General features: G+C 49.7%; 16 protein-coding genes. 15 read left to right on the forward strand and 1 reads right to left on the reverse strand.

Annotated elements, in window-relative coordinates:
- Positions 1-139: 139 nt before the first annotated feature.
- The 3 genes from HNR77_RS18630 to HNR77_RS18640 all read left to right on the forward strand — a co-directional run bounded on the left by HNR77_RS18630 (position 140) and on the right by HNR77_RS18640 (position 2,600).
- Entirely contained in the window at positions 140-577 is a 438-nt protein-coding gene (locus tag HNR77_RS18630; RefSeq protein WP_110898569.1) for a hypothetical protein, read from the forward strand.
- A 144-nt stretch (positions 578-721) separates the two neighbouring features.
- Positions 722-1,633: a selenium metabolism-associated LysR family transcriptional regulator gene (locus tag HNR77_RS18635; protein WP_184187545.1), complete on the forward strand. Its 912-nt coding sequence runs from the start codon at positions 722-724 to the stop codon at positions 1,631-1,633.
- Between the two features lie 97 nt (positions 1,634-1,730).
- Positions 1,731-2,600: a PHP domain-containing protein gene (locus HNR77_RS18640; protein WP_184187548.1), complete on the forward strand. Its 870-nt coding sequence runs from the start codon at positions 1,731-1,733 to the stop codon at positions 2,598-2,600.
- A 609-nt stretch (positions 2,601-3,209) separates the two neighbouring features.
- Here HNR77_RS18640 and HNR77_RS18645 read toward each other — a convergent pair.
- A complete protein-coding gene (locus HNR77_RS18645; RefSeq protein ID WP_184187738.1) occupies positions 3,210-4,994 on the reverse strand; it encodes an Rqc2 family fibronectin-binding protein in 1,785 nt (594 codons plus the stop codon).
- 354 nt (positions 4,995-5,348) lie between these two features.
- Between HNR77_RS18645 and HNR77_RS18650 the strand changes: the two genes are divergently transcribed.
- The 12 genes from HNR77_RS18650 to rsmB all read left to right on the forward strand — a co-directional run bounded on the left by HNR77_RS18650 (position 5,349) and on the right by rsmB (position 20,664).
- The gene (locus tag HNR77_RS18650) at positions 5,349-8,207 is read left to right on the forward strand and encodes a cation-translocating P-type ATPase (RefSeq protein ID WP_184187551.1); all 2,859 of its coding nucleotides are present in this window, start codon (positions 5,349-5,351) and stop codon (positions 8,205-8,207) included.
- A 209-nt stretch (positions 8,208-8,416) separates the two neighbouring features.
- Entirely contained in the window at positions 8,417-9,250 is an 834-nt protein-coding gene (dapF, locus tag HNR77_RS18655; protein WP_184187553.1) for a diaminopimelate epimerase, read from the forward strand.
- Positions 9,251-9,477: 227 nt separating this feature from the next.
- On the forward strand, positions 9,478-11,367 hold the full coding sequence (locus HNR77_RS18660; RefSeq protein WP_184187554.1) for a bifunctional homocysteine S-methyltransferase/methylenetetrahydrofolate reductase: 1,890 nt from the start codon (positions 9,478-9,480) through the stop codon (positions 11,365-11,367).
- A 19-nt stretch (positions 11,368-11,386) separates the two neighbouring features.
- Complete coding sequence (locus HNR77_RS18665; protein ID WP_111271060.1) at positions 11,387-12,286, forward strand: YicC/YloC family endoribonuclease; 900 nt, start codon at positions 11,387-11,389, stop codon at positions 12,284-12,286.
- Positions 12,287-12,337: 51 nt separating this feature from the next.
- Positions 12,338-12,598, forward strand: a complete 261-nt coding sequence (gene remA / locus HNR77_RS18670; protein WP_006209218.1) for an extracellular matrix/biofilm regulator RemA — start codon at positions 12,338-12,340, stop codon at positions 12,596-12,598.
- A 13-nt stretch (positions 12,599-12,611) separates the two neighbouring features.
- Positions 12,612-13,184, forward strand: coding sequence for a guanylate kinase (gmk, locus tag HNR77_RS18675; RefSeq protein ID WP_110898576.1), 573 nt, complete (start codon positions 12,612-12,614; stop codon positions 13,182-13,184).
- Positions 13,185-13,343: 159 nt separating this feature from the next.
- Positions 13,344-13,556, forward strand: a complete 213-nt coding sequence (gene rpoZ, locus HNR77_RS18680; protein WP_110898577.1) for a DNA-directed RNA polymerase subunit omega — start codon at positions 13,344-13,346, stop codon at positions 13,554-13,556.
- 163 nt (positions 13,557-13,719) lie between these two features.
- Positions 13,720-14,991 carry a bifunctional phosphopantothenoylcysteine decarboxylase/phosphopantothenate--cysteine ligase CoaBC gene (gene coaBC / locus HNR77_RS18685; RefSeq protein WP_184187557.1) on the forward strand — a complete coding sequence of 424 codons (1,272 nt, stop codon included), beginning with the start codon at positions 13,720-13,722 and terminating at the stop codon, positions 14,989-14,991.
- 3 nt (positions 14,992-14,994) lie between these two features.
- Positions 14,995-17,544, forward strand: a complete 2,550-nt coding sequence (priA, locus tag HNR77_RS18690; RefSeq protein ID WP_184187559.1) for a primosomal protein N' — start codon at positions 14,995-14,997, stop codon at positions 17,542-17,544.
- A gap of 178 nt (positions 17,545-17,722) precedes the next feature.
- On the forward strand, positions 17,723-18,211 hold the full coding sequence (gene def, locus HNR77_RS18695; protein WP_110898580.1) for a peptide deformylase: 489 nt from the start codon (positions 17,723-17,725) through the stop codon (positions 18,209-18,211).
- 12 nt (positions 18,212-18,223) lie between these two features.
- A complete protein-coding gene (fmt, locus tag HNR77_RS18700) occupies positions 18,224-19,183 on the forward strand; it encodes a methionyl-tRNA formyltransferase (protein ID WP_184187561.1) in 960 nt (319 codons plus the stop codon).
- Positions 19,180-20,664: a 16S rRNA (cytosine(967)-C(5))-methyltransferase RsmB gene (gene rsmB / locus HNR77_RS18705; RefSeq protein ID WP_184187563.1), complete on the forward strand. Its 1,485-nt coding sequence runs from the start codon at positions 19,180-19,182 to the stop codon at positions 20,662-20,664. The genes fmt and rsmB overlap by 4 nt, the downstream gene beginning before the upstream one ends.
- The last annotated feature ends 28 nt before the right edge of the window (positions 20,665-20,692 follow it).

Raw genomic sequence — 20,692 nt, forward strand, 5'->3', positions numbered from 1 at the left:
GGTCGCTCTTTTCTTAAACACAGCATAAATAGAATTTTATGAAAAAAGTTAAACTTACGCCTTGAGGTTGCGGGACTTATGTTGTAATATATTTGGTAATAAATAGATAGAAAGTCCTATCTGGTGGAGAGTGATTCCCATGCGTGATAAGGTGATGCAACGTTGGAGCACCTACGAGCCGTTTTTTGTGGCTCTCGGAGACAAGAAAGTGGCTGACATCGTCATTACCCATCATGCAAAGATGCGGTATGCAGACCGTATTGAGGCTGCACGTAGTGATGATGACCATATTGCGGCATGGTTATGGGAGTGTCTGAAGCAGGACCGGGTAACACCATATTACCGCAATGAACAGGACGTTTACCTGATTGATGATGATTTGGTTATGGTCGCTGAGTTTTCCGAGCTTGAAGGAGAATATGATATAACAGGCAATCCATTGCACAAAATGATTGTAGTGACGTTTTTGGGACGTATGTCGGAGACAATTGAGCTTCGAGATTTGAAGTCGTATTATTCCTGGCTTAGACACTCCAGAAGAATGACACTGGTCAAGAATAGCCGGAAGCACAGATAATAAGTTGTTCGATATTGCAATCATAGATTTAATGCGAGATTCTATGTACTTACGCATGCAGACAAGCTGCATGCTTTTTTTTTGTTGCAGAACGGGAAATCGGCTACAATATAGAGAGAGAGCAAGTGGAAGAGGGGCGAACATATGAATTTTCATCAGCTGCACATTTTTTACACGGTGGCAGAGAAGGGCAGTTTTTCTGCGGCTGCACAGGCACTACATATGACACAACCGGCGGTGACGATGCAGATTCAATCGCTGGAGGATTATTTCGGAACCAAGCTGCTGCATCGTTCTACCAAAAAAATAGAATTGTCAGAGGCGGGCCGCACATTACTGCCTCATGCCAAACGAAGTGTAGAGCTGGTCAGACAGACCGACGAAGCGATGTCTGCTTTTACACAGAAACTGCAGGGGAGATTGCAGCTTGGGGCAAGTCTGACCATCGGGGAATATGTGCTGCCTCGTATGCTTGGACCTTTTGCAAGGCAGTATCCCGATATATCCATTGTTATGAAAGTGATGAATACAACCCAGATCATGGATGAGATTTTGAAGCACCAGTTGAACTTTGGATTAATTGAGGCGCCGATACATCACCCCGATATGATTGTGGAACCTGTCATGCAGGATGAACTGAAGCTGATTGTACCTGCGGGACATGATCTGGCAGGCCGTGGCAAAGTCAATCTTGAAGAAGTGATGAATTATCCTTTTGTACTGCGGGAGGAAGGCTCTGGTACACGTCAAGTGATGGAAGGGCAGCTGCAGAAGAAAAAAATTGATCCAAGTGACATGAATGTGGTCATGGAGCTTGGCAGTACAGGAGCGGTCAAATCGGCTGTGGAAGCCGGGGTGGGCATTACGATGCTGTCTCCCTCTTCTGTGCAGCATGAGCTGGCTCTGGGGCTTGTTCATATGGTGGACATTCGCGGGCTGGAGTTCAAGCGCCAATTCTATGCCATTCATCTGAAATCCTCTTTGCTGCCGCTGTCTGCTGTAGCTTTTCTGGGGTATTTGCGTCAGCAGGAGCATGAGACGGGAGAGCAGGCTTAGGGATGTATGTTCTGTAAGATGGATTTACTTGAGGATTGTCAAAAAGAAACGGTAAGAATCAACAGTCCAGCATTGGATAGGAAAGGAAGGATTGCCCATGAATCAGCATCAGGGACGCTGTGATCTTCATACACATAGCCAGGCTTCGGACGGAATGCAGTCCCCGAGAGATAATGTGACGCTTGCAAAGCAAAAAGGATTATCCGCAGTAGCTCTGACAGACCATGATACTGTGGCTGGAGTGGCTGAGGCCCGGCAGGCCGGACAGCTGCTTGATATTGAGGTTATTGCCGGGGTAGAGATCAGTACACGCGCGGGTGGCAAGGAGATTCATGTCCTTGGGTATGAGGTGGACGTAGATGATGAACGTTTTCTGCAGCGATTGCGGGGTTTGAGAGAGGCGCGAGAGGAGCGTAATCATCGAATGATTGCCAAGCTTCAGGAGCTTGGTCTCGATATCACTTGGCAGGAGGTGCTGGACGAGCTGGGGCGGCCGCTGGAGCCGGATGAAAGCGTGGGCAGACCACATATGGCAGATGTGCTTGTAAAAAAAGGGTATGCCGCCGATATGCGTGATGCTTTTGATCAGTATCTGGCGGAAGGCAAGCCTGGTTTTGTATCTGTACCTCGTGTTGCACCGAAGGATGCTTGTGTCTGGATTAGAGAAGCAGGTGGTGCTGCGGTTATAGCGCATCCGGGTATTTACGGAAATGACGAATTGGTAAGACAGATCATCATGGACGCCAAACCGGACGGTATCGAGGTGTTTCATTCGGATCATGGCCCGGAGGAAGAGCAGCGGTATTTGGGGCTGGCGAGGGAGTTTGACCTGATTGTTACAGGTGGGTCAGATTATCACGGGGAACGGCAAGGTGTCGTTTTTCACGGGGATTTAGGCAGCAAAACGGTAGCGATGGAAGTCGTAGAGCAGCTTCGGGCTGTGTCATCGACAAGAAAATCGAAATAGGCGCATGAAGTGTGGCGGACAGTAAGTATAAGTCAAGGTAAGCATAAGACAATGTAAGGATAAAGGAAAGCGAAGTAAATATAAAAGTAAGGGTGCAGATAAAAGGAAGGCCATAAACACGTTGAAGGAGTTCTTCAGGGTGCTTATGGCCCTTTTTGATTTGTTTCGCTCGGTTCGCTCGGCCTGTTGTTAGGTAAAGATGGACTACGAATCTAACGATTCTCACGAACCTTATTTGCCTCCGATTCGGATTATTTGAATTCTAACGATCCCCAGAAGTCTTATTTCAGCCAAAACACTAAAAAATGGCCTCCAGTGGAGCGAATTCAGGGAAATAACGTCTCTGTGGATCGTTAGAAATATAAAATGCCTGAATACACCCAAATAAGGTTTCTCCTGATCGTTAGAGCTCGCAGCCGGTTGCATTATTATGTGATGGGCATTCGAAGGCAATATATTACCGAACTGTATTACCGAAAATGTATTGCCGAACTGTATTACTAAAATGTGTTACGGAACTGTATTACCGAATTGTATTACCGAATTTGTATTACTAAACTGTTTTACCAAATGTATTATCAAGCGTACCATCCGACTGAATGTGCCACCTTACCCGTTTTTGATCGTTGATGGCAGGCTTTTGATCAACTCGTCATTCGGTGTGACAAACAGCGTTTTCTGATGGTCATAAATGACAAAGCCAGGCTTTGCACCACTTGGTTTACGTACATGACGAATGTAAGTGTAGTCTACAGGTACGCTGCTTGATTCCTTTGCTTGGCTGAAATAAGCTGCGAGCTGCGCTGCTTCCTCCAGCGTAGCCTCACCAAAATCCGTGCTGCGAATGACCACATGTGAGCCGGGAATGTCTTTGGTATGCAGCCATGTATCATTTGCTGAAGCGAGTCGGTTGGTTACATACTCGTTCTGAAGATTGTTTTTGCCAACCAGAATGTCAATGCCCTCCGAGGATGTGAATTGATGCACGGTTGGACGGTCATTTTTCTTTTTCTTCTTGCCCTTTTTGTTTCGGTCACGCAAGTATCCCTGCTGTACAAGCTCGTCCCGAATTTCTTCAATATCGTTCATGGATGCGATGGACAGCTGCTGCAGCAGGTTGTCGAGATAGGCGATCTCGTCCTTCGTTTTGCCAAGCTGCTCATGAATGACAGCCAGGCTGTTTTTATATTTGTTATAACGCTTGAAGTAACGCTGCGCATTATCGGATGGTGTAAGCAGCGGATCAAGCTGAATGGTGATGCTGCGCTGCTCTTCGTCGTAAAAGTTGACAAGCTCTACACTTTTATCACCCTTGTTGACCAGATGCAGGGAAGCAAATAACAATTCCCCCCACAGTCTGTACTTGTCCGCATCGTCTGCTTCAAGCAGATCCTTGTTCAGGTTGTCGAGCTTTTTAATGTTTTTGCTTCGCTCATTTTGCAGGAACCGGAGCAGGTCGCTGACTCTTTGTTTGACTGTGTCCCGTTCTGCCTTGTCTCCGTAATAATCCTCCATACATTTACTCATTGTATCATACGATTTTTCCTGTTCCTCAATGCTCTGCAGACGAATGGCGGAGAAGACCATTTTGCCTTTGGCATTCAGCCCGGTTACAGGGGTGTACTGATGTTTCTTGACAGGGGCCAGCACGGATTCAAAAGCAGTCCAGAGTGTTTTCGCATCCAGATCGGTCGCTTCCGAAGCTGAGCGAGCTGTGATCTCTCCAGCAATGAGTGGACTCATACCACTAAAGGCATTGACCAGCCAGCGTGAAGGATGCAGATCTGCTTCATTCCCGGCTTCAGCGCCTGACGTTTGCTGGCTCTGCTCGACTGCCGTAGAGATCAACTGTGCAAACTCATTTGAAGTGACCTCTAGCGGATTGCTTTTGTGCTGCTCCGGCGGGGCCGTGTATGAGAAACCGGGCATGATGACACGATAACTGCTGATGGATGGAGTAACGTGGTGAATACCGTCCAGAATCGTGTCTGTCGCAGGGTCGAGCAAAATGATATTGCTGTGACGTCCCATCAGTTCAATAATGATGCGTTTGACCGAAATATCGCCAAGCTCGTCCCGTTGACGCACATCGATATGAATGATCCGTTCCATACCAATCTGGCGGATGTTCTCAATGATAGCCCCTTCGCAGTGCTTGCGCATCAGCATGCAGAACATTGGCGCCTCTGTCGGATTCAAAAATGTTTTCTCGGTAAAATGCACACGCGGGTATGTCGGGCTTGCCGAGACAAGCAGCTTGCTGTTGCCGCGCTGGGCACGCAGGGTGAGCACTACATCATGACCGTTTGGCTGATGAATTTTGCTGATTCGCCCTCCGATGCAGCCTTGCAGCTCATGTACGATGGCGCGGGTTACGATGCCGTCAAGTGCCATATTGTCCACTTCCTCTCTATTCAAGCAATCTGCACGGTTCTTGCAGAATGCCTTATCTACAACGAATTACAGCAGCCAGGCGTATGTAATTAGATGGGTCATAACAAAAGAATGGCTGCCCTCTTTCTTACTGCAATCTGGAGTTACCCGTAAGCTTCGCAGACTTATATTTTAGCTTATTCTGTCCATCAGGGAAAGGATTCACCTTCCGGGTGCTATTCACGGACATGTCCGAATACATATAGAGCAGGTAGTTTGTCCGGCACAGTGTACAGCTTGCCCAGGCAGCATGCCGGTGAAACATGTGAGAGCTTGCATTGCAGATGAAATGAGACTGGGAGGGAATTCTGTAGCATGGAACATACCAAGTGGCATCAACTGAGTGACGAAGAGCTTCGTGACACTCTTGGAGTCGATCCGCAGGAGGGATTAACAGAGGAAGCGGTGGAAGAAAAACGAAAAACAGCTGGCTCGAACGAGCTGAGTGAGGCAAAGCGGATATCTCCGATCACACTGCTGCTGAATCAGTTCAAGGACTTCATGGTGCTGGTGCTTATGGGAGCAACGCTGGTATCCGGTTTGCTTGGAGAGTATCTGGATGCGGTGACGATTGTTGCCATTATCGTGCTGAACGCCATCTTAGGCTTTGTACAGGAATTCAGAGCAGAACGTTCCCTGCGCGCACTCAAGCAGCTGTCGGCACCTCTGGCCAAAGTGCTCCGTTCAGGTCAGGAAGTGCATCTTCCGGCAAAACAGCTCGTTCCTGGAGACATTATCGTGGTGGAAAGCGGGGACCGCATTCCCGCCGATGTACGCTGGCTGGAAACGAGCAGTCTCGATGTAGAAGAGTCTGCACTAACGGGAGAATCCGTGCCTGTCAGCAAACATTTCAGGCCCATTGCCAGTGATGATGTTCCGCTGGGAGACCAGCGAAATATGGGATTTATGGGCACAATGGTCACTCGGGGTACAGCTAAAGGCATCGTTATTCGTACGGGTATGGACACAGAGATGGGGAAAATTGCTGACCTGATCCAGAGCACAGAGGAGCAGGAGACTCCGCTGCAGCACAGATTGGAGCAATTGGGCAAAATTCTGATCTTTGTTGCGCTGGGGTTAACGGTTATGGTTGTGGTCGCAGGGATTCTGCATGGACAACCCGCTGTAGGCATGTTCCTGGCAGGTGTCAGCCTTGCTGTGGCAGCAATCCCGGAAGGCTTGCCTGCGATCGTGACCATCGCCTTGGCGCTGGGTGTACAGCGGATGATTAAACGCAAAGCTATTGTACGTAAGCTGCCATCGGTAGAGACGCTGGGCTGCGCCTCCGTAATCTGCTCGGATAAGACAGGTACCCTGACACAAAACAAAATGACGGTCACGAATGTATGGCTTGAAGGACGCAGCATCAAGGTCACAGGAGACGGCTATGCACCGGAAGGTTACATGCTGGAGAATGATCGAATCATTGAGCTGAAGAGCGACCAGTCCCTGCGAAGAATGCTTCAGATCAGTGCACTTTGTAACAATGCGAGCATTGTAGAAACTGTTCTGAACGAGCCAGGCAGCAAGAAAAAAAATAAAGATTCCAAAAAAGAGAACAAAAAAGGCCGCAAGAAAGGCCAGCAGGAGGAAAATCAGGATTATATCGGCCAAGTGCTGTGGGAGTTGAAGGGAGATCCGACGGAGGGGGCTCTGGTGGCCATGGCTTCCAAAATGGGCATTACTCCGGCAGGACTCAAGGAATTGTATGCGCGAGAGCAGGAATTTCCGTTTGATTCCGAGCGGAAGCGTATGTCCGTAATGATCAAACATCAGGGCGGGCGAATGATTTATACCAAGGGAGCGCCTGACGTACTCATTGAGCATTGCAGCTATATTCTATGGGAGGGTAAAGTCGTTCCGTTCACCGGCACACTGCGCCAGAAGGTGATGGCTGCCAACGAAAGCATGGCTGGCAATGCGCTGCGGGTGCTCGGGATGGCTTACCGTGAAGTCAGACCGAAGGAACATGTCGCTGACGAACATGCAGCAGAAAGCCAGCTTGTATTTGTCGGGCTTGCAGGTATGATTGATCCCCCTCGTCGTGAGGTTCGTGATGCCATTGCTACATGCCGCAAGGCGGGCATACGTACCGTCATGATCACGGGAGACCATGGCACAACGGCAGAAGCCATCGCCCATCAGCTGGGCATTCTGCCTCGCGGCGGAGCTTCACTGAGTGGACAGCAGCTTGCGGGCATGACGGATGAGCAGCTGGATAAACAGGTGAACGACATTTATGTGTTCTCCCGCGTGTCACCCGAGCACAAGCTGCGCATCGTCAAATCACTGCAGCGCAGAGGACACGTGGTTGCCATGACCGGAGATGGTGTCAATGATGCACCTGCGATCAAGGCAGCAGACATCGGCATCGCAATGGGCATTACCGGTACGGATGTAACCAAGGAAGCCTCTTCCCTTATTCTGAGTGATGACAATTTCTCCACGATTGTGTCAGCTATTGAAGAGGGCCGTAACATCTATGAGAATATTCGCAAGTTTATCCGTTATTTGCTGGCCTCTAATGTAGGCGAAATTCTGACGATGTTTTTTGCAATGATGATGGGCTTGCCGCTTCCGCTTGTGCCCATTCAGATTCTATGGGTAAACCTTGTGACGGATGGCCTGCCTGCAATGGCGCTTGGGGTCGACCAACCGGAAAAAGATCTGATGGAGCATAAGCCGCGCGGAGCGAAGGAAAATATTTTTGCCCGCAGATTAGGGTGGAAAATTGTTAGCCGTGGTGTGCTGATCGGGTTATGTACGCTCGGTGCATTCTGGCTTACTCTTCAGGCGGCTCCGGATAATCCGGGTCAATTGATCAAAGCACAGTCTGTGGCTTTTGCAACTCTGGTGCTGGCGCAGCTGATCCATGTGTTTGACTGCCGGAGCTCGCGTTCCATCTTCCATCGAAATCCGCTGCAGAACAAATATCTCGTGCTTGCTGTCATTTCCTCTGTTGTGCTTATGCTGGTTGTCATGTACTTTGAACCGCTGCAGCCGATTTTCAAAACAGTTCCTCTCGGCCTGCGTGAATGGGCAATCTGCATCGTAGCCGCAGGTATTCCTACCTTCCTGATGGGGGCAGGCAGCGTCTGGGGAGGTCGTCGTAATCGCCGTCGTATGGGTGGTCCCGGGCGCTTCGTACCGAAAAGTACAAAGTTTTCAGCATAAAATCAATAGTAATTCCTGAGCTGTTTCGGTATGCTATCCTCAAAATGATTCAAAGCGAGAGCTTTGACATTTTGCAGGATAGCTTTTTTGTATGCATTAACGTGGTTAGCAATTGCTTAATCGGGTTTGACTGTAACAACCTCAATAAGAGAGAATAATTTATAAACTAAAGCTTTGGCAGCAGACTGCCAAAAGGAGTGGGCAAGGATATGGAATTTACGAAAATGCACGGATTGGGCAACGATTTTATTATTGTATTTGGTGAAAAGGAACTTCCTTCAGATGCGGCCGAGCTTGCAGTAAAATGGTGCAATCGCTTCTTCGGTATCGGAGCGGACGGCCTGGTATATATACTGCCTTCAGAAAAGGCGGATTTTCAGATGCGCATTATGAACTCGGATGGCTCGGAAGCGGAGCAATGCGGCAATGCTATTCGCTGCGTGTCCAAGTACGTATACGACCACGGTCATGTTGACCGTGAACAGATTACCATTGAAACGATCGGCGCCGGGGTACAGCCTGTGACCCTCAACCTGCGTGATGGCAAAGTGGAAACGGTACGGGTAGATATGGGCGAGCCAATACTTGATGGTCTTCAGGTGCCAACCACAGTAGATGCGAATCCTGTAGTTAATCATTACATTGAAGCCAATGGACATGCATTCAAATTTACGGCGGTATCCATGGGCAACCCTCACGCAGTTATCTATGTGGATGATGCAGTGAACTTTGATCTGACTACCTGGGGGCCGCTGCTTGAAGTGCATCCGATGTTCCCGAAAAAAATCAATGTTGAATTCGCTACTGTACGCGACCGCGGATATGTAGACATGCGAGTGTGGGAGCGCGGAGCAGGACCAACGCTGGCTTGTGGAACAGGCGCCTGTGCAACACTCGTGTCATCGGTGCTGAACGGTCATACAGACCGCACGGCTGTAATCAGCTTGAAGGGCGGAGACCTCAACATTGAGTGGAGCGAGGCAGATAACCACGTCTATATGACTGGACCAGCCGAAGTTGTTTTCAAGGGAGTTACTTCATAATCAAGTTCGTACGATGAGATTAATGATCACGGAGGCCTGCGGGCCTCTTTTTTTACTCATAGTGTTAACCTCTTCTGTCCAGCACTCAAGGGCGCTTTCAGACGTTCAATGCTAGGAATGTCCACTGGAGCCGGACAAACAGCAAAATCCTGTGTTTTTCTTCGTTTTTTAGCGTTTTTTGTGTTACATTAGTATGAAATGATCACAGCTAGGCGGGGGGAAATGGGATGAAGGCGGATTTACGCACAGCAATGAAACAACGTGTTCTTGTTGGTGATGGGGCCATGGGAACGTTTCTATATCAAATGGGATTCCCGGTTGGGATTTCCTATGAAGAATTGAACTTGATTTCACCGGAAGTTGTGGCAGACGTGCATCGTCGTTATCGGGATGCTGGCGCAGAGATCTTTGAGACGAACACATACTCGGCCAACTTTGACAAGTTGTCCAAGTTTGGACTGGAGTCCAGAGTCGAGGAAGTGAACCGCGCAGGTGTACGCATCGCAAAGGAAGTGGCCGGTACAGACGGATACATTCTCGGCGCTGTGGGCTCTATTCGCGGCGGCAAACGAACGAACGTGTCGACCAGTGAATTGAAGCGCTTCTATCAGCAGCAAATTTCTGCTTTGCTGGATGAAGGTGTGGACGGCATACTGCTCGAAACCTTTTATGATATTGAAGAGATGGACATTGCTCTTCTGCAGGCGCGTAAACTGAGTGATCTTCCGGTTATCGGTCAATTCGCTGTTGAAGATGTGGGCCATACACTGGACGGTTACACGATGCCTGAAGCCTTTCGCATTATGCGTGAGCAGGGAGCTGACGTCATCGGCTTCAACTGTCGTTCTGGTCCGAACGGGATTATGCGTGCGATGGAAACGGTATCTGGACGCATCGGTGTTCCGATGTCCGTGTATCCGAATGCGGGTGCGGCGGATTATGTGGACGGTCAGTTCCGTTATGGCGCAACGCCTGAATATTTTGGCCAAACTGCAGTGCAGTTTGCAGATCTTGGTGCCCGTATTATCGGTGGATGCTGCGGTACAACGCCTGATCATATTACAGCCATCAAACAAGCTCTTTCGGAGTATGTACCGCTGCCGATTGCAGAGCCTGATCCAGCCGAGAGCCAGCCGCGAATCGTGCTTCATGAGCATGTGGATGAACGTGCAGGGCGCGGGGGACAGCCAACGATTGTGGATCTGGTCAAGCAGCGCCATACGGTCATTGTCGAGCTTGATCCACCGCGTGATCTGGACATTGCCAAGTTCATGAAGGGTGCTGAAACACTGAAAGCTGCCGGAGCAGATGCACTGACGCTGGCGGACAACTCTCTTGCCGTGACCCGCATGAGCAACATGGCCCTTGGGCATCTGGTGCAGGACCGAACTGGTCTTCGTGCACTGGTGCATATTGCCTGCCGTGACCGTAATCTGATCGGCACCCAGTCCCATATGATGGGATTCGATGCGTTGGGCATTAACCATGTGCTTGCGGTAACCGGTGATCCTGCCAGATTCGGTGATTTACCTGGTTCCAGCTCGGTGTACGACCTGACCTCATTTGAGATTATACGAATGATCAAACAGCTGAATGATGGTGTAGCCTTCTCGGGTAAACCGTTGAAACAGAAGGCCGGTTTTGTGATTGGAGCTGCATTTAATCCAAATGTTAAACATCTGGACAAAGCGGTACAGCGGCTTGAGAAGAAAATTGCCTCCGGGGCAGACTACATTATGACACAGCCTGTATATGATCCGGAACTGATCGTAAAGATGAGTGAGGCAACCAAACATCTGGATATTCCAATATTTGTCGGTGTTATGCCGCTGGCAAGCGGACGCAACGCCGAGTATCTGCACAATGAGGTTCCTGGTATTCAGCTGTCGGATGAGGTGCGCTCTCGTATGGCAGGACTTGAAGGCGAAGAGGGCCGTGCGATGGGAGTTACGATTGCGAAAGAACTGCTGGATGTAGCTACAGAGCATTTCAAGGGGATCTATTTGATGACTCCGTTTATGTTCTATGGCATGACCGCCGAGCTGACTCAATATGTCTGGGAGAAATCGGAGCATCAATGTCCTACTTGTTTCCACCCTAATAATCAATTACAATAGTAAAACGGATGTGATGCCGATGTCATTCAGTATGACCGGATACGGTCAATCCGCCTTTCATTTTGGCGGCTACAAGGTACAATTGGAGATCAAATCAGTCAATCATCGTTATTGTGAAGTCATGATGCGTCTGCCGAGAGAGTGGACGTACTATGAGGATGGTTTGAGGAAGATCGTACAAAGCCGCTTGAAGCGAGGGCGGATTGATGTTTATGTAATGAAAGAAAAAGAGGAAGACCAGGCTCTTCCCGCTGTTCTGAATGAGCAGGCGGTCAGGGCCTATCTGCAGGCTGCAGAGCAGCTGGAACGTCAATTTGGACTGCAGGGCAAACCAAGCATTGTGGATATGCTGGGGCTGCCGGATGTCATGGTTCAGTCGGATGGGACGAGCTTCGTGCCAGATGAACAGAAGCATGAATGGGAGCAGGTTTTGCATGCGGGTTTGAATGAGGCTCTCTCCAGTCTGGAGCAGATGCGCGCTCGCGAAGGTCTTCATCTGGCCACTGATCTGGAACGGCGGATTACCCGTCTGGAGTCACTGCATACCGAGATGCTCGCGCTTGCGCCAACGGTGGTAAGTGATTACCGCAACAAGTTAAGGCAGCGGCTTACGGAAATGCAGGAAGAGGGCTCTTTCCCTTTTGATGAGCATAAATTGGGTATGGAAATCGCAGTGTTTGCGGATCGTTCCAACATTGAAGAGGAGCTTACACGTTTACTCAGTCATTTTGGACAGAGCAGGGAATTGCTGAAGAGCGAGGACCCGGTAGGCCGCAAGCTGGACTTTCTGATTCAGGAGATGAATCGGGAAGTCAATACGATTGGATCAAAAGCCAACCACTTGGCTCTGGTGAACCGTGTTGTCGAGATGAAGGCGGAGCTGGAGAAGATTCGTGAGCAAGCAGCGAACATCGAATGAACGGCCAAATTTCGGCAGAAGAGTCGCATGTATAGGGGGAAGAACCTGATTATGGCAATCAAACTCATTAACATTGGATTCGGTAACATCGTATCGGCGAACCGGATTATATCCATCGTGAGTCCGGAATCGGCGCCGATCAAGAGAATTATACAAGAGGCAAGAGATCGTCACATGCTGATTGATGCAACTTACGGAAGACGTACCCGTGCCGTTATTATTACGGATAGCGATCACGTTATTCTGTCTGCGGTTCAGCCTGAAACGGTCGCCCATCGTCTTTCTTCGAAAGATGATGATAACGACGAATAAAATGGAGTGTAATATGTCTAAGGGATTACTGATAGTGTTGTCCGGCCCATCCGGGGTCGGGAAGGGTACAGTATGCAGCGAACTGCGTAAACGGGTGCCGAATCTGACGTATTCGGTATCAGCAACCACGCGTCAGCCACGTTTGGGTGAAGAGCATGGGGTAAACTATTTTTTTCACTCGCATGATGAGTTTCTGAAGATGATTGCCGAGGATCAGCTGCTTGAGCATGCGGAATATGTAGGCAATTATTACGGTACTCCGCGTGATTTTGTGGAGAAAACAATTAACGAAGGCCGCGATATCATTCTGGAGATTGAGGTTCAGGGTGCGCTCAAAGTGAAGGAGAAATTCCCGGAAGGAATCTTTGTGTTCCTGCTTCCGCCTTCTCTGGACGAGCTGAAGGATCGCATTCAGGGCCGTGGTACGGAAAGTCAAGCGACGATTGATCACCGGATGTCCGTTGCGGTGGATGAGATCAATCTGCTGGAACAGTATGATTATGCGGTGGTAAATGATGAAATCGAACTCGCTTGCAAGCGAATAGAAAGCATCATTATTGCCGAACATTGTAAGATCAATAAATAATCCCTTTTGCCGCCGCATACAGCGATATTCATGGGGCAGTTGTCATATCATGTTAAGGATGGGCTAAGCCCGCATGCCTTGGTGTGAAGACGCGCAACATAAAGGCTCTGTCCGGCGGCAACTTGTGATTATACTAAAGCAAAGAGGTGTTTTGTTAATATGCTGTATCCTTCAATTGATGAAATGATGAATAAAGTTGACAGCAAGTATTCCCTGGTTGTCGCTGCTTCCCGCCGTGCCAGACAACTTCGCGAAGGCGAAAAATCCGAGCTGAGAAACGCAAAATCCCATAAACAGGTTGGCGTTGCACTGGAAGAAATCTACGGAGATCATCTGGTTGTACTCAAAGGACAGGATGAAGAAGAAGAGTAAGCCCTGGCGGCTGCTCTTCAACTGCATACGGCGAAAGCCCAAATTATTTTGACAACCGCGAGGTTGTTATTTTTTTACGAATAAGCCTTTAATCCTTATTTAAAGACTGTTATTTTTTATTTTTATTGATATCGACGTCTTAACATGATCGGGGGATATACACATGTTGAACGGTAAAAGAATTGTGCTCGGCGTAACAGGTGGCATAGCGGCTTACAAGGCAGCAACATTATGCAGCAAGCTGGTGCGGAAGGGAGCGGATGTTCACGTCATTATGACGGCTTCTGCAACACAGTTTATAACCGAATTAACGCTGCAGACATTAACCCGCAACCCGGTGTACACAGATACATTTGATGAACGGGAACCAGCTGTGGTGTCTCATATTCATCTGGCTGATCTGGCCGATCTCGTGCTGGTCGCTCCTGCGACTGCCAATGTCATTGCCAAGATGGCACATGGAATGGCTGATGATATGCTGACAACTACTTTGCTTGCTACCACCGCACCTGTAATGATTGCACCGGCCATGAATGTGCATATGTACGATCATCCGGCGGTCAAACATAATATGAATCTGCTCGTTGAACGAGGCGCTTTAATGATTGAACCCGGCGAAGGGCTGCTGGCCTGCGGTTATGTTGGCAAGGGGCGTCTGGAAGAACCGGAGACGATTGTCGACGTGGTAGAGCGTTTCTTTGCGCAGCGTGGTGTTCCTTCTCCTTCGATGAGACGTTCGGAGCAAGCTCTGATCGAGGTTCAGACACAAGGCCAGGATTTGCTTTTAAAAGGAAAAAAGGTCGTGGTCACCGCTGGCGGTACAGTTGAGCGAATTGATCCCGTTCGTTATATTACCAATGACTCATCCGGCAAAATGGGCTTTGCCATCGCCGCTGCCGCGCGTGATCTGGGCGCCGATGTGAAGCTGGTGATGGGCAATACACAGGCGCAGCCGCCGGAGCAGGTGGAGGTTATCCCCGTGCAGTCTGCACAGGATATGTATGAGGCGGTATCGAAGGAGTGGCAGGATGCGGACATCGTTATTAAAGCAGCGGCTGTCGCTGATTATCGACCAAAGGAAGTTTACACAGAGAAAATCAAGAAGAAAGGTGACACACTGTCACTGGAGCTTGTGAAAAATATAGATATTCTGGAGACGCTGGGCAAACGGAAAACCCATCAGTATTTGATCGGTTTTGCCGCAGAGACGCAGTCGCTGGAAATGTATGCACGTGAAAAGCTGGAACGGAAAAATTGTGATCTGATCGTAGCCAATGATGTCACCCGTTCGGGAGCCGGATTCGGGACAGACACCAATGCGGTTCATATTTATGACCGGGATGGATTGGTAGAGGAGCTTGAATTGATGTCCAAGCAAGATGTGGCGCATCGCTTGCTTCGAATTGCGGCAGAGCGCATTGCCGGGAGGAATTGATAGATGGAGATTGCCAAGGTCATTGTCGATGTGCCTGTAAAGCAGACCGACCGGCCTTTCGATTACCTGGTTCCCGACTCCATGAAGGAATGGATTGAGGTGGGCAGCAGGGTAGGTGTACCTTTTGGACATCGCACAGTGCAGGGATTTGTCGTTGATCTGGTTCCGCGCACAGGTGAGGAATCATTCAGGCTGAAGCCTATTCAGGAGCTGCTGGACATTGTGCCGCCACTCTCGAAGGATCTGGTGGAGCTGGCAGAATGGATGAGCGAGCGTTATGCGAGCAATCGCATTTTGTCCTTGCAGGTGATGGTGCCTACGGCGCTGAAAGGAAAAGCCGAGCGTTATATTTCGCTGGGAGATGTGCTGGATGGATGTGCCTTGGATAAAACCTCTAACGAAAACGTGTTGTTTGTGTGGGGAGAAGAGTCGAGTGCCGAGAAGGTGCAGCAGGATATTATTCGTTTTGTGCAAAACAGGGGGCAGGTTCCACTGCAGCAATTAAGCCGTAAATATCCGAACCATGCGGCTTTGATCAAAAAGCTGCTGCTGAGTGGTGTTCTGCTGGAAAGCCAGGCGATCAAGGACAAGCTTAGCAAAAAAACGATGAAATCCGTCAATCTGGCTGTAGATATTGCTGCCGCAGAAGAGGCGCTTGATTCGTTCCCGGCCAAGGCACAGCGACAGAAGGAAATTCTTTCTTTTTTGCTGGAGATGAAGGACTTGCTGCCTATGCCTATGAAAGAAGTGCTGGCTACCTTGCAAGTGTCGGCGGCAACCGTCAAAGGGCTTGAGGACAAAGGACTGGTTGTTACGGAGGATGTGGAGGTTTTCCGCGATCCGTATCAAGGCAGACGGTTTAAACCAACAGAACCACTGGCATTGACCGATGAGCAGCAAGGTGTTTATGCCAGCATAAACGGCCGTTTGCAGGAACATCGTCACGGTGTTTTTCTATTGCATGGAGTTACAGGCAGCGGCAAAACAGAAGTGTATCTGCAGACGATCCAGCAATGTATTAATCAGGACAGGCAGGCGATTGTGCTGGTGCCGGAGATTGCCCTTACGCCACAAATGGTGGAACGTTTCAAGGGACGTTTTGGAGATCAGGTAGCGGTTATGCACAGCCGGCTTTCCGGCGGTGAGCGTTATGATGAATGGCGCAAAATTCGTGAAGGTCAGGTCAAGGTGGCGATTGGCGCACGTTCTGCGGTATTCGCTCCCTTTAGCCGGCTGGGACTCATTATTATGGATGAGGAGCATGAAACCTCGTACAAGCAGGAGGAGACGCCTAAATATCATGCGCGGGATGTCGCTGTCAAAAGAGCACAGCAGCATCAGGCCGTGGTTGTTCTCGGCTCCGCCACACCTTCGCTTGAGAGTTATTATGCAGCGCGCTCGCAAAGCAATGACGAGTTTGCTCCGCTTTTGCTGGAAATGCCCACAAGGGCGCTTGGCAACAACCTGCCAACCGTCCGTATCATTGATATGCGCGAAGAGCTGAAGGAAGGCAATCGTTCCATGTTCAGCAGGGCGCTGCACAAAGGAATCGAGGAGCGGATGGAGCGCGGAGAACAGACGGTGCTGCTGCTGAATCGCCGCGGATATTCCACGTTTGTGATGTGCCGCAGCTGCGGATATGTGGCCGGTTGTCCTGAATGTGATATCTCCTTGACGTATCATCAGCGCTCCAACAATCTGCGCTGTCACTATTGCGGTTATGCGGAGGCTGCACCTGAAACCTGCCCGGATTGCGGAAGCGAGCATATCAGGTACTTTGGCACAGGAACACAGCGCGTGGAGGAAGAGCTGGCCAAGCTTTTCCCCGGGATTCGTGTCATTCGAATGGATGTGGACACCACTACCGAAAAGGGTTCGCATGAAAAGCTGTTAAAGCAATTTCGGGAGAAAAAGGCCGATGTCCTGCTTGGGACCCAGATGGTTGCCAAAGGACTCGATTTCCCCGATGTGACTCTGGTGGGTGTAATCACAGCGGACTCAGCGCTGAATTTGCCTGATTTTCGTGCTGCCGAGAAGACGTTCCAGCTATTGACGCAAGTGGCTGGCCGGGCGGGCCGTCATCAATTGCCAGGTGAAGTGTTCGTACAGTCCTATACGCCTGAACATTATTCGATTGGACATGCAAGCCAGCATGATTACGTATCCTTTGTACGGGAGGAGCTCCTGCATCGCAGAACTTTACAGTATCCGCCGTATTGCCGTCTGATTCTGGTAACGTTCTCCCATGAACAGCTCCCGGTATTGATCCGATTGGCCGAGAACTACACCCGATTGCTGAAAGAGAAGGCAAATGCAGCTGGCTGGCTGGGTAGCCTGGACCGTTTCAGCAACGATGCTTTTGATGTGCTTGGGCCTGTCGCTTCGCCAATCCCGCGGATCAAGAATAGATACCGATTCCAATGTATGATAAAATGGCGTGGGGATGTGGACGCGATCGGTCTGGCTCTGGCAACGGCCCGGCACATGGATGATGATGTTCAGGCCCAAAAGTTGCTCATTAGTCTTGATGTAGACCCGCAGATGTTAATGTAACATTTCACAGCTTTTTATATAAAAAAAAATGTGGATGTGAACAAGCGGTATAAACATAGATTATAACCAGCATATGAAATAAAGTTGATTGCCGAGAAAACAAGCGGAAATGAGTTATTAGAAAACAAGTGTAATGATTTTTAGAAAACAAGATAAGAATTAGGAAGGTGCTTACTACATGTCGATTCGTATTATCGTTAAAGAACCAGATGAGGTGCTACACAAGAGAGCCAAGGAGGTAACCAAGGTTACACCTAATGTGCAGAAGCTGCTGGATGATATGGCAGATACAATGTATGATGCAGAAGGCGTAGGTCTGGCTGCTCCACAGGTGGGCATACTGAAACGTTTAATCGTCATTGATGCAGGGGATGAGCAGGGACTGATCAAAATGATTAATCCCGAGATTATTTCCAGTGAAGGTGAACAGTTCGGACCGGAAGGCTGCCTGAGTATCCCTGGAATTAACGGTGATGTCCGTCGCTATGAGACGGTAACAGTTAAAGGGCTCGATCGTGAAGGAAAAGAGCTGATCATTACAGGAAGTGGCCTGTTGTCCCGTGCGTTCCAGCACGAAATTGACCATCTGAACGGTGTACTTTTCACCGATATCGCCGAGAAAGTATATGAAATTGCAGCCGATCAGACTGGACCGCGTCGCAATTAAGGAGTGATCGATTTGAATATCGTTTTTATGGGAACACCTGAATTTGCTGTACCTTCCCTGGATATGCTGATGGCAGAAGGTTACCATGTCGTAGGTGTGGTAACCCAGCCTGACAAACCGCAGGGACGTAAAAAAGTGCTGACACCAACGCCGGTCAAGGCCGCAGCCGAACGCTACGGTCTACCGGTGTTTCAGCCAGTCAAGCTGCGTGACCCGGAAGCAGTAGCCCGTCTTGCGGAATGGAAGCCAGATCTGATTGTAACGGCTGCATTCGGACAGATTCTGCCCAAAGCGGTATTGGATATGCCCATTCGTGGCTGCGTGAACGTTCACGGTTCTCTCTTGCCGAAGTACCGGGGAGGAGCACCGATACAGCGCTCTATTATTAACGGAGAATCGGTGACAGGTGTCACACTGATGTATATGGCAGAAGGACTGGATACCGGAGATATGATCTCTCGGGTGGAAGTGCCCATCACAGATGAAGATACATCGGGTACGATGTTTGCAAAGCTCAGTGAGGCAGGCTGCAGGCTGCTTCAGGCAGAAATGCCGCGCCTGATCGCTGGTGAAACAACAGCTGTGCCGCAGGACGATAGCGAGGCTTCATATGCTCGTAATCTGACCCGTGAAGACGAGAAGATCGACTGGAGTCGCACTTCACGTGAATTGTTCAACCAGATTCGCGGCCTTGTGCCTTTTTCAGGTGCATTTACGATGTGGGACGATCAGGTGTTCAAAGTTTGGGCTGCGGCCAATCCCGCGCAAGCTCAGACGGAGAGTTCCGCTGTATCGGGCAATGGACAAGCCGAGCCGGGAACGGTGCTCCAGTTGAACAAAACGGGTATTGAAGTGCAGACAGGCAATGGCTCCTTATGGCTGACAGAGGTACAACCTGCCGGTAAAAAGGTAATGCAGGCCGCTGACTTTGCTCGTGGCGGAACATTGAAGCCTGGAACGGTGCTGCGATGAGTGGCAATAAATCAGGAAATAACGATAAGTCACAAAGTAACATTAAGTCAAAAGGTAACATTAGGGCAAATCGCTCTTCGGATAAAGGCCCCAAACATGCTGGCACCAGCGGCACGCATGTGCAGAAGCCGAAAGTTTCTGCACGTGCGCTTGCTGTCAAAGTGCTGAGTGCGGTTGAGCAGGACGGAGCATACAGCAATTTGGAATTAAATCGCCGTCTCAAGGAGGCGGAGCTTAGTGCTGCAGATGCAGGACTTGCTACCGAGCTGGTATATGGAACGATAGCAAGACGGAATACCATTGATTATTATCTGGAGCGTTTTGTTGCCAAAGGCGTAGCCAAATTACAGCCTTGGGTACGAAGCCTGCTTCGAATCAGTGTCTATCAGATCATCTATCTGGATCGAATTCCGGAACATGCCGTCGTGAGTGAAGCTGTGAACCTGGCGAAGAAGCTGGGTCATCAGGGAATCTCCGGTATGGTGAACGGTGTGCTGCGGAATATGATTCGTAATCGGGAACAGCTGCACATCCCTTCACATTTGCCAGCTGCTGAAAGGATTTCGCTGGAGCATTCTCATCCGCTGTGGATGGTGGAACGCTGGATTCGTCAGTACGGCGAAGAGACGACAGAAGCCATTTGCCGGGCAAATAATGAACCTCCAGCCGTGAGCGTGCGTGTGAATACGACGATGACCACACGGGAGAAGATGATGGAGGAAATGATGAGAAGCGGAGCAGTTGTTGAAGCTTCACGTCTTAGTCCAGATGGCATTCTCGTGCGAAGTGGCGGTAATATGGCGCTAACGTCCTGGTATCGGGATGGACTGTTCTCCGTGCAAGACGAAAGCTCTATGCTGGTTGCCGAAGCTGTGTCTCCTGAAGAGGGACAGCGTGTATTGGACTGCTGTGCAGCTCCGGGCGGGAAAACAGCACATATGGCGGAGAAGATGCAGGATCGCGGTCATATTATAGCTAACGATGTTCATGCACATAAACGCGAGCTTATTCTGGAGCAGGCCGAACGTCTCGGACTCGGCTGTATTGATGCGGTAACGGGAGATGCACTTGATTTGAACAAGCGCTACCCCGAAGCTTCATTTGACCGGATTTTGCTGGATGCACCTTGCTCCGGTTTGGGTGTAATTCGTCGCAAGCCGGATGTAAAATGGAGCAAGTCGGCATCGGATATCGAGGATATCTCGGGCCTCCAGCGCGAGCTGCTGGATTGTGTAGCGCCGCTGCTCAAACCGGGCGGCATACTGGTGTACAGCACATGTACCATTGAATCAGCCGAGAATGAAGATATGGTAGCTGACTTTTTGAGCCGTCATCCCGAATATCAGGCTATGGAAACGACTAACTGGTCGCAGCCCGAAACCAGCAGTTGGCAGGCTGTAAACGGTGGGGTTCAGATTCTGCCACAGTATGCTCATAGTGACGGTTTTTACATCGCAAGGTTGACAAGAACCGTTAATTAACCGTTTAATAAAGCACGGAAGGAAGGCC

This window comes from Paenibacillus sp. JGP012, from assembly GCF_014203995.1.
Lineage (GTDB): Bacteria > Bacillota > Bacilli > Paenibacillales > Paenibacillaceae > Paenibacillus > Paenibacillus silvae.